Origin of the sequence: Pseudomonas serbica (genome assembly GCF_028823535.1) — a bacterium.
GTDB classification, from domain to species: domain Bacteria; phylum Pseudomonadota; class Gammaproteobacteria; order Pseudomonadales; family Pseudomonadaceae; genus Aquipseudomonas; species Aquipseudomonas serbica.
The window spans coordinates 340567-350676 of record NZ_JAQIYM010000009.1 but is presented as its reverse complement, the minus strand read 5'-3'; the positions used below and the strand labels follow the sequence as shown (position 1 = coordinate 350676).

At 60.8% G+C, this 10110-nt stretch carries 8 protein-coding genes; 5 read left to right on the top strand and 3 right to left on the bottom strand.

Annotated features, from left to right (window positions below; all coding sequences use genetic code 11):
• Positions 1-100: 100 nt before the first annotated feature.
• Genes NQL71_RS17270 through NQL71_RS17260 form a run of 3 tightly spaced genes read left to right on the top strand, consistent with a single transcriptional unit; the run spans position 101 to position 3666 of the window.
• Positions 101-760 carry a paraquat-inducible protein A gene (locus NQL71_RS17270; RefSeq protein ID WP_046818934.1) on the top strand — a complete coding sequence of 220 codons (660 nt, stop codon included), beginning with the start codon at positions 101-103 and terminating at the stop codon, positions 758-760.
• Positions 747-1370, top strand: coding sequence for a paraquat-inducible protein A (locus tag NQL71_RS17265; protein WP_077185155.1), 624 nt, complete (start codon positions 747-749; stop codon positions 1368-1370). Before NQL71_RS17270 ends, NQL71_RS17265 begins: the two co-directional genes overlap by 14 nt.
• On the top strand, positions 1363-3666 hold the full coding sequence (locus NQL71_RS17260) for a PqiB family protein (RefSeq protein WP_077185157.1): 2304 nt from the start codon (positions 1363-1365) through the stop codon (positions 3664-3666). The genes NQL71_RS17265 and NQL71_RS17260 overlap by 8 nt, the downstream gene beginning before the upstream one ends.
• A 200-nt stretch (positions 3667-3866) precedes the next feature.
• On the opposite strand, the gene mksF is transcribed toward NQL71_RS17260, so the two are convergent.
• The 3 genes from mksF to mksB are packed head-to-tail and all read right to left on the bottom strand — an operon-like array spanning position 3867 to position 8672.
• A complete protein-coding gene (gene mksF, locus NQL71_RS17255) occupies positions 3867-6707 on the bottom strand; it encodes an Mks condensin complex protein MksF (RefSeq protein WP_274643054.1) in 2841 nt (946 codons plus the stop codon).
• The gene (gene mksE, locus NQL71_RS17250; protein ID WP_046818938.1) at positions 6704-7405 is read right to left on the bottom strand and encodes an Mks condensin complex protein MksE; all 702 of its coding nucleotides are present in this window, start codon (positions 7403-7405) and stop codon (positions 6704-6706) included. Before mksE ends, mksF begins: the two co-directional genes overlap by 4 nt.
• On the bottom strand, positions 7395-8672 hold the full coding sequence (mksB, locus tag NQL71_RS17245; RefSeq protein WP_162488919.1) for an Mks condensin complex protein MksB: 1278 nt from the start codon (positions 8670-8672) through the stop codon (positions 7395-7397). Before mksB ends, mksE begins: the two co-directional genes overlap by 11 nt.
• Before the next feature lie 235 nt (positions 8673-8907).
• Between mksB and NQL71_RS17240 the strand changes: the two genes are divergently transcribed.
• Positions 8908-9657 carry a hypothetical protein gene (locus tag NQL71_RS17240; RefSeq protein ID WP_046818940.1) on the top strand — a complete coding sequence of 250 codons (750 nt, stop codon included), beginning with the start codon at positions 8908-8910 and terminating at the stop codon, positions 9655-9657.
• Positions 9650-10102: a ribosomal protein S18-alanine N-acetyltransferase gene (gene rimI / locus NQL71_RS17235; protein ID WP_007978046.1), complete on the top strand. Its 453-nt coding sequence runs from the start codon at positions 9650-9652 to the stop codon at positions 10100-10102. Before NQL71_RS17240 ends, rimI begins: the two co-directional genes overlap by 8 nt.
• Positions 10103-10110 lie beyond the last annotated feature (8 nt).

The window sequence follows — 10110 nt, the reverse complement described above, 5'->3', positions numbered from 1 at the left end:
CCTGTAGGAAAAATCTCGATGACTCGCGCACAAATTGGCACAGTTATTTTTGATTCGGGGCACTAGAATAGAGCCAACTTTTTCGGAGTCAGAGCGTTATATGCCAGATCCGGTTGACGCCTCAAGGCTGTCAGAATTACCGCTGAACGATTTGGTGGCATGCCACGAGTGCGACTTGCTGATGCGCAAGCCCGAGCTTGACCATGGCGAGAAAGCCCTGTGCCCGCGATGTGGATACGAGCTCTATGCCCATCGATACAACGTTGTTCAGCGTAGTCTCGCCCTGGTGATTGCAGCACTGCTGCTGTATATCCCGGCGAACTTTTTACCCATCATGCAACTCAATCTGCTTGGGCAATCGTCGCAAGACACTGTCTGGAGCGGGGTTGTCGCGCTTTTCGATACAGGCATGCAAAGCGTTTCAGTCATTGTGTTCCTGTGCAGCATGGCGATTCCGCTGCTCAAGTTGCTGTGCCAACTGATCGTGTTGCTGAGTATCCGTTTTGACATCGGACGCAGCTATGGCTTGCTGCTCTACAGGATTTACCATCATTTGCGGGACTGGGGGATGCTCGAGGTTTACCTCATGGGCGTACTGGTTGCGATCGTCAAGCTGGCAGATATGGCAGCAATGACCATCGGCCTGGGCCTGGCGTGCTTCATTGGATTGTTGTTGGTTCAGGTCTGGCTGGAGGTCGTGATGTCTCCTCACCAGATCTGGCAGGCTTTATCAGGAGAGGATGCCCATGCGGGCGATTGATGCTGGCATTCTGATTTGCGCGGAATGCCATGAATTGAACAAGCAGGAAGCTGATACCGACGAACAGATCTGCACTCGCTGCGGCGCGCTGGTGCATGCCCGCCGTCCGAACAGTGTGGCGCGGACCTGGGCGTTGCTGATCACCGCCGCCATTCTTTACATACCGGCCAATCTGCTGCCGATCATGACCGTGAGTTCCCTGGGCAAGGGGGATCCGAGCACCATCATGTCCGGGGTGATCGAGTTGGTTCAGCACGGCATGATTCCTATCGCTGCGGTGGTGTTTATCGCCAGCATCATGGTGCCCACGTTCAAGCTGGTGGGTATCGCACTGTTGCTGTTTTCCGTGCAGCGCCACCAGCCACTCTCTGCTCGCCAGCGAATATGGATGTACCGCTTTATCGAGTTCATCGGCCGCTGGTCGATGCTCGATATCTTTGTGATCGCCATCTTGGTGGCGCTCGTGAATTTTGGACGGCTAGCCACCATCGAGGCCAATCTTGGCGCCATCGCGTTCGCCAGCGTGGTGATTCTGACGATGCTTGCCGCAGTAACTTTCGATCCCCGACTGATTTGGGATAACACGGAGTCGGACGACGACCATGACTGATTTGCCTGTAGCGAAAACCCGACCGGCCTCGAACTGGTCCGCCATCTGGATATTGCCCCTGATCGCCTTGATCATTGGCGGCTGGCTTGGCTGGCGTGCCTACAACGAAACCGGCATCGAGATTCAGGTACGTTTCGAAAGCGGTGAAGGCATCCAGGCCAACAAGACCGAAGTCGTCTACAAAGGCATGTCGGTCGGCAAGGTGAAGACCCTCAAGCTTGATGATGAAGGCAGCTCCAAAGGGGTGATCGCGAGCGTCGAGATGAACAAGGACGTAGAGCAATACCTGCGCACCAGCACGCGCTTCTGGCTGGTCAAGCCGAGCGTGACGCTGGCCGGCATCACTGGGCTGGAGACGCTGGTCTCGGGCAACTATGTCGCGATCAGTCCGGGAGAGGGTGAGCCTACCCGCAAGTTCAAGGCCCTGGCCGAGGAGCCGCCGCTATCCGACGCCCAGCCAGGCCTGCACCTGACGATCAAGGCCGATCGCCTGGGCTCGCTGAACCGTGGCAGCCCGGTGTTCTACAAGCAGATCAAGGTCGGGCAGATCAAGAGCTACGTGCTTTCCGAAGATCAGAGTACGGTTGAACTCAAGGTCTTCATCGAGCCGACCTACGCCAAGCTGGTGCGCAAACATACACGCTTCTGGAACGCCAGCGGCATCAGCATCGATGCCAACCTGTCCGGTGTGAAAGTACGCAGTGAGTCCTTGGCCAGTATCGTCGCTGGCGGTATTGCGTTTGCAACGCCTGAAAACCGCAAGGACAGCCCGCCGACCGATCCGAGCCTGCCGTTCCGTCTGTATGAAGACTTCGACGCCGCTGCCGCCGGGATCAAGGTCAAGGTCAAGCTGACCGACTTCGAAGGCTTGCAGGCTGGCCGCACGCCGGTGATGTACAAAGGCATTCAGGTCGGCACCCTCAAGGCGCTCAAGGTCGATGCCGATTTGTCTGGTGCCAGCGCCGAGTTGACGCTTGACCCGCTCGCCGAGGATTACCTGGTCGATGGCACCCAGTTCTGGGTGGTCAAGCCGTCGATCTCCCTGGCGGGCATTACCGGTCTTGAAGCATTGGTCAAGGGTAACTACATTGCCGTGCGTCCGGGGGACAAAGGCGCCGCGCCGCAACGCGAGTTTGTCGCTCGGCCGAAGGCGCCGCCGCTGGATCTGCGTTCACCGGGCCTGCACCTGGTGTTGTTCACCGATAACCTCGGCTCGCTGGAAGTGGGAAGCCCGATTCTCTACAAGCAGGTCAAGGTGGGCTCGGTACAGAGTTATCAGTTTTCGCGCAAAAAGAAACAGCTGGTGATTGGCGTCCATATCGAGAAGGAATACGAAGATCTGGTCAACGCCTCGACGCGCTTCTGGAATGCCAGCGGCATCACGCTGACGGGCGGGCTGACCGGCGGGATCCAGGTCAAGAGCGAATCGCTGCAAAGCCTGATGGCCGGTGGCATCGCCTTTGAAACACCGGAGGCCAATGCGCCATTGCAGAAGCGCATCCCGCGCTTCCGCCTGTTCGCCAACCATGAGCAAGCCAACCAGAAAGGCACGGTGATCACGATCAAGGTCGACCGTGCCGATGGCCTGCGCGCCGGCACACCGGTCCGCTTCAAGGGCCTGGATGTCGGCAAGATCGAAGACGTTGACCTGAGTGACGATCTGCAGTCGGTCCTGCTGACCGCCCGGATCGATGAAGTCCCGGAGCGCATCGCTCGCGTCGGCAGTCAGTTCTGGGTGGTCAAGCCGGAGCTCGGGTTGATCAAGACTTCGAACCTGGAAACGCTGGTGACCGGGCAATACATTGAGGTGCAACCGGCAGCGAAGAATCTGGGGCCGCAGAAAAACTTCGTGGCGCTGGCCAGTCCGCCGGAAGCGGCCAGGCAGGAAACCGGTTTGAGCCTGGTATTGAGCGCCCCTCGCCGTGGTTCGCTGAAGGCTGGGGTACCGGTGACGTATCGCGAAATCACCGTGGGCAAGGTCACGGGTTACGAGCTGGGCCAGACAGCCGATCGTGTGCTGATCCGCATCCTGATCGAGCCGAAGTACGCGCCATTGGTGCGCAGCGGCACGCGCTTCTGGAACACCAGCGGTTTTGATTTTGATGTTGGTCTGTTCCGAGGGGCGACGGTGCGCACCGAGTCGCTGGAAACCATGATCCAGGGCGGTGTGGCCTTCGCTACGCCAGACGGTGAGCGCATGGGCAGCCCGGCACGGCCAGAGCAGACGTTTGCGCTGTTCGACAAGTTCGAAGAAGAATGGCTGACCTGGGCGCCGAAGATCCCGCTCGGTAAATAACCCTGAGCTGATCAGGCGTCTGTGATGACGCCTTCGCGAGCAAGCCCGCTCCCACAATGGACCGGTGTACATAAATCCATTGTGGGAGCGGGCTTGCTCCGCGCGGCGTTCCGACGACGGGGCCCTAAGAGCACTGAAAGCCCCACAAAAAAGGCCGCTATCCATTGGATCGCGGCCTTTTTCGTATCTAGCGGGTCAACTCAAACCGCATCCAGCTCCGGATGATCCGCTTCAACATTCACAGGCGTCTTCACCGATTCGTGACGGCGGATGTACTTCCAGTCCTCTTCGTCGATATAGATGCCAGCCGGGCCGCTGCCACCTTCCAGGTCGATGGCGACACTGGCGCAGACCTGCGGCTTCACACTCGCCAGGATAGGCACGAAGCCCAGTTGCAGACTGGTCTCCAGCAGCGCCGCCTGGTTCTTCTCGTCGATATCCGCTGCCTCGTCGAGGTAGTACGGCAAGCGCACACGTCCGGCCAGGTCGCGGTCCATCAAGTGCAGCAACAAATACATGTTGGTCAGCGCCTTGATGGTCATGGTGGTGCCGTTCGAGGCCGCGCCGTCGATGTCGGTGTGGATAACCGGTTGACCGTTGACCTTGGTGATCTCGAACGCCAGTTCGAACAAGTCCTTGAGGCCGAGCTGGTTGTGGTTTGCCGCCACCAGCCGCGCCAGGTATTCCTTGGCCTCTTCGTTCTTGTTGTCCTGCTCGGCGCTCTGGCTGAGGTCGAAGACCGACAGGGTCTCGCCTTCTTCGTACTGGCCTGCGCTGTGGATGATCTGATCGATGTGCTTGAGTGCTTCCTTGTTCGGCGCCAGCACGATACGGAAGCTTTGCAGGTTGGACACCTGGCGCTTGTTGATCTCGCGGTTGAACAGCGCCAGCTGGTGCTCGAGGCTGTCGTAGTCGCTGCGGATGTTGCGCAGGGTCCGGGCGATGTCGGTCACCGCCGCACGACGGGCCTTGCCCAGGGTCAGGGCTTCGTCGGTACGGTGCGCATAAGCATTGATCAGCAGTGACAGACGACGCTCCATATCGTCTTCGCTGTCGAACTTGGCGACGCCCTTGAGGCGCACCTGGGCGTACAGCGCCTCGATTTGGCCATCGGCGCGCAGCAGGCCCTGCCAGCTGTCCTGATAGTCGTTGAGCAGCGGCAGGAGGTTATCCATCGAATCGTCGACCGGATCCATGAACGGCGTGCCGAATGGCAGATCCGCCGGCAACAACTGACGGCGGCGCAGAGCGTCGTCGAGGGTGCGTTGCTTGGCTTCCATGTCGCCGATCTGGCGGCCGACCAATTGCAGCTTCGCCGACAGTTGCTGGACACGTTCGGTGAAGGCATCGCTGGAGCGCTTCAATTCGTCTTGTGCGGCTTCCATCTGCGCCAGCTGTTCGAGCTTGTCGCCTTCCTCGGCGGTCAGGGTTTGCGCGCGACGGAAATCTTCCAGGGCTTTCTGCGCATCCAGCACTTGCTGGTACAGCGCTTCGGTCTGGGTCTTGCTCGCCGCGCGGTCGGCGGCCACGGCTTGCTGGGTTTTCAGTTGCTTGAGTTCTTTGTCCAGGCGCTCTTTCTGGTCGCGCAGCGCGGCGCGGTCAGCCAGGGCCTGCAACGCCGGTGGTTCGATGTGCGAGATGTCGATGGACAGGCCCGGCACTTCGAAGCGTTCGCCTTTGAAGCCGTCGAGGATCAGCTCCACGGACTTCACCCAGTCGCCGTTCTCGTCGAGGGTGATGCCGTGTTCGCCCAATGGCAGGCTGAATAGCGCACTGTTGAACAAGCGCATCAGGCGTTCGACGTCCTGTTGCGAGAACTCTTCACGCAGGCGGGCGTAGCTGTTGTTGTCGGCGTGATCGAGTTGCTGCTTGACCGACTTCAGGCGTTTTTCCAGATCGCGCAGACGCTCTTCGAGGTCTTCGGCGCTGAACTGTCGGGACTGTGCCAGCGCACCGGCCAGTTCGTCGTGGGCGTCCTTGGCGGCCAGCAGTTGTTGCTCCAGCACCTTGACGTCATCGATCAGCGCGAAGCGATGCTTGAGCATCGACAGCTCGCCGAGCCAGCGTTGGATGCCGGTGATTTCCCGCTCCAGACGCATCAGTTCCTGGGTGCCGCCACGTTGATCGTTCTGCAGGGCGTCCTGCTCGTTGCGGTAGTGCTCGGCCTGAATGGTCAGCTCTTCCTTGCGCGCACTGGCGTAGTCCGACCAGGTGCCCAGCAAGGAGTCGAGCAACGGTGAGATCCGGTGCAGCTTGCCGCGCAGGATGTCGCGCTGTTTCACGCCGTTGGCCAGGGCTTCGACCAATGGGCCGGCGGCCACCAGCGAGTTGTAGTCCTGTTCCATGCGTCGTACATCACGGAAGGCTTCTTCGCACGCGGCGATGTAGTCGACGCTACCGGAGCGCAAGCTGTGCTCGAAGGCATCGAGGAACAGTTGCTTGAGCTTGGCCGCGGTGATTTCACGCATGTGCAGCAGGTTGATGAACAGGGCGCGGAAGGTCTTCAGGCTCTGTTCGCTGGTGGAGCGCAGCGGGATCAGCGTGAGGTCCAGCGGGATCGAGGTGTGGCCACCGACCAGCAGGCGCCGCAGTTCATCGGGCTTGAGTTCGTAGGCTTTCAGGCCTTCGCGCTCAAGGTTGCTGAACAGTTCTTTCTGGCGCAGGCAGGTGTCGTTTTTCTGGTAGTGCGCCAGGTCCAGTTGGCCGGCATAGGCGAAAAACTGGTGACCGAAGCCGCCACCCGGGCCGCGTCCGACCACGCCGATCACGTGAGGACCGTGGGGCAGGTTCACTTCGACCAGGATGTAGCTGGTGTCGGAGGCGAAGTAAAAGCGCCGGGACTGCTCCAGGCTGTACTTGCCGAAGCTCATATCCGACATGCGCGCCAGGATCGGGAACTGCAACGCGTTGATCGAAGCGGATTTACCGAGGTTGTTCGCGCCGTAGACTGACAGTGGCTCTTCCAGCGGAAACAGGCCGAGGCTGTAGCCGGCGGTGTTCAAAAGGGCAAAGCGGCGGATGCCGTAGCGTTCCTTGCTCATGCGTCGAGCTCCTGTTCTTCGGCAATGGCGCGGGCCAGGGCGTCTTCTTCGCTTTCGTCTACAAATTCGGCGAGGTCAAGCGGGTCGTCGGTCTGCAGCAGTTTTTCGTCGCTGTCTTCGTCGATCAGCACCGGGACCGGCAGCGGCAGTACGCTGTGCAGGCTGGCCGCCAGGTCACGGTCCTGCTGCACCGACAGGCACACATCGAGGAAGCGGTGCATCGGCGGCAGGAAGCGGTATACGCCGTTTTCTTCGCCGGCGAAGCCGAGCTGGGTCATGCGCCGCATGATCTTTTCTTCCAGCTCGTCCTGGGTCTGCACTTCGGCCTGGATGAACAGGTCGCGGTACTTTTCCAGCAGCGATGGCAGTTCATCGCGTCCGAGGCTGCCACCGTCGAGCACGGCGATCGGATCGCGGCCCTGGTCAGCCAGGTGCTCGACGAGGATGAAGGTGAACAGCGCCAGGCGCTGGGCGGTCTTGTTCACCGCCGCGGCGGCCCCGTCCGGCACGAAGTAGTAGAAACCACGGGTGTCGCAAACCAGTTCAAAGCCCAGGGCCTTGAACAGCGTGCGGTACTGGTCCTGGAAGTTCGACAACTGTGCGTACAGCTCCGGATCGCGGCGGCTGACGTGGTAGCCCTTGAACAGCTCGCGAAAGATCGGTGCCAGCTGGGACAGTTCGGAAAGATCAAGATGCATAAGGGGTGCTCGCAGAATTCTCGACGGCGTCATCACCGATCGAGAGCAGGGCGAAGGAGCGCAGGCTGACCTGATGCTCATGTGTGTGGTAATCGCGTCGTTCCAGGCGCTCGCGCTTGAAGCGTTTTTCCCGGGACAGGCGCGAGAACCAGTACAGCAATTCGTCGGTGGCACCGTCCGGCTCCTGCTCCAGCAGCCAGGTCATCAGGTCCGGCATTGGCAGGGCGTCTTCGCAGCGTTCGAGCATTTCGCGAACCGTGCGGGGCGCGCGCGGCGCTTCGCCCTTCTGAGTCTTGTGGGCCTTGGGGAAGCGCGCCGGTTTCGGTTCGAAGCGGGCCAGGGCATAGACGTAGGCCTCGACCTGACTGGCGCTGCCGAGGAAGGTGCTCTGCGGCCGCGTGAACAAAGGCATCGCCGCCTGGGGTACGGCATCGATGCCTTTGCGACGGATGGCCGCCAACGCCAGTGCCGCGCCACGGGTGACGGCGTTGTGGCGACGGGCTTCTTCGCGCAGCGGCAACAGCAGTTCGCGCGCGTGACGCAGGGTCAACTGCGCGCTGGTCTGCATTTCGAGGATGCGCGCGTGGGTGCGCAGCAGCATGTCGTCGTCGACCAGATGGCCGAGGCGTTGCTGCTCGGAGAGCATCTTCAACAGTACCGTTTCGACCTTGCGCACGCCTTGCTCGAAGGCGCCGTCGGCGTTCACCAGATCGATCATCGGCTCGACGTATTCGTCCCAGGTCGCCAGCACCTCGGCGTAACGCTGGCGCAAGGGAATCTGTCGGTCGCTGGTTTTCGCCCTTTCGGCGACGGCCACCAGTGCCTGTTCGTCGTTATCGAGTTTTTTCAGTACATCGCGAACCCGCATGTCGAGCAGGCGTAGCTGGCGGGCCAGGTCGTTGCCGTCGCGGATGTCGAAGGCGTCCTGGATATAGCCTGCCAGGCGCTCGAGATGGCGCAGGTAGGCTTCGATTTCCAGGCACAGGCCCAAACGGTGTTCACGGCGCAGGTAGGCGAGGAAGTCGTGAATTTGCGCGTTGAGCTCGAATCGGTTCGGGCTTTTCGCCACAGGAACCAGGATATCGAGGCGAATCCACACATCCAGCAGGCTGGTGATGTCCTGCGGCGTACTGTCGAGTTGCTGGGCGGCCAGTTGCGTGCGCAATTCGTTGAGGCTCAGTGTGCCTTGGTCGAAATGCTCACACAGAGGCTCCAGAAGTGCCCAGTGTTCAGCGAGGGCGCGCAAGACGCGCTTGGGTTCGATCATCGGAATGGCCAGCTGGTTGGCGATTAAAAGCGGCGATTGTACTGCATCGAGGGCGTATCGAATCACTTGCGGGACGGGCTGTTACCTTTTTTCATAGGTGGAAAGACTATCGGTGAAGTCAATTGATCAAAGCGGGCGATCTTCAGCGAAGGGCGGTAGAATCGGCGCACTTTAGTTATCCACAAGTGGCCGACCTTTGCTTATCGAGTCCCGTCGTCGCGCTTATTTGAACGCCATGCAGGTGGTCAATTGGCTGCCGCGCACCGAATTGCCCTTTGCCGCTCCTTCGCGGCCCGAGCTGCTGGAGCCGCCCGAGGCGCTGGTCGTTGCGTCCGTGGCACCGGTGCCGGTGGTCGAAGCGCCCACCACGCCCGCTACGCCTGCGGTGAAGCCAGCCGAACGGGTGAAAATCGAGGTGCCGCGGCCATCGCTGGCGAGCACGCGCAACGGCGCTACACCGGCGGCCGAGGAGGTGCCGGTCGTCGCCAGGGTCGCGCCGGTGCCGCCACCGCGCTTTGCCCTGCAACTGCTGCGCGCCGGCCGCTGCCTGCTGCTGGTGGAGTTACCCACAGGTGAATCGTTCCAGGCCCGCGACCCCGCTTATCTGCTGCTCAAGGACATGCTGCGTGCCGCCGGTCTGCCGGACAGCCCACAGATCGTCGGTGAGCCGGTACGCTGGCCGCTGCTGGTGCGCGGGACCATGGACCAGGGACCGGATGCGGCCCGTGATTTCGTGCAAGGTTTCCTTTCGGTACGTATGGAAGAGGCGCCATGCGCCTGCCTCTGGCTGATCGGCCTGCCCGCCGTGCGATTTGCCGGTGAGGCTGACGCCGATGCGTTCAACCGCGAACTGCAGATCGAAGGTCTGGGCTCGGCCTGGGCAATACCGGGCCTGGAATTGTTAATGGAAGAGCCACAGCGCAAGGCCGCCGTGTGGCAAGCCATGCGTCGGCTGATGGCGCGCTGGAATGAATCGAATGAGTGACGCTGTATCGTTCCGCCCGATGACCGAGGCGGACCTGGAAACTGTTCTGAAGATCGAATACGCGGCCTACAGCCACCCTTGGACCCGCGGGATCTTTCTCGATGGCCTGGGCAAGTACCAGATCTGGCTGATGTTCGAAGGTCAGCAGCAGGTGGGCCATGGGGTGGTGCAGATCATTCTTGACGAGGCGCATCTGCTCAACATCACCGTCAAGCCGGAAAACCAGGGCCGAGGCCTGGGTTTGACGTTGCTTGAGCATTTGATGTCGATTGCCTATAAGGCCGACGCCCGGGAATGCTTCCTGGAAGTGCGCGACAGTAATACCGCGGCGTTCAAGTTGTATGAGCGTTATGGCTTCAATGAGATCGGCCGGCGACGGGATTACTACCCGGCAGTGGGCGGGCGCGAAGACGCGGTCGTCATGGCCTGCACCCTGGTCGATTGAACATCGCG

Coding starts and splice junctions, on each gene's coding strand:
- rimI (WP_007978046.1), top strand. CDS start 9,650: ATGAGTGACGCTGTATCGTTCCGCCCGATGACCGAGGCGGACCTGGAA.
- NQL71_RS17270 (WP_046818934.1), top strand. CDS start 101: ATGCCAGATCCGGTTGACGCCTCAAGGCTGTCAGAATTACCGCTGAAC.
- mksB (WP_162488919.1), bottom strand. CDS start 8,672: ATGATCGAACCCAAGCGCGTCTTGCGCGCCCTCGCTGAACACTGGGCA.
- NQL71_RS17265 (WP_077185155.1), top strand. CDS start 747: ATGCGGGCGATTGATGCTGGCATTCTGATTTGCGCGGAATGCCATGAA.
- mksF (WP_274643054.1), bottom strand. CDS start 6,707: ATGAGCAAGGAACGCTACGGCATCCGCCGCTTTGCCCTTTTGAACACC.
- NQL71_RS17260 (WP_077185157.1), top strand. CDS start 1,363: ATGACTGATTTGCCTGTAGCGAAAACCCGACCGGCCTCGAACTGGTCC.
- mksE (WP_046818938.1), bottom strand. CDS start 7,405: ATGCATCTTGATCTTTCCGAACTGTCCCAGCTGGCACCGATCTTTCGC.
- NQL71_RS17240 (WP_046818940.1), top strand. CDS start 8,908: ATGCAGGTGGTCAATTGGCTGCCGCGCACCGAATTGCCCTTTGCCGCT.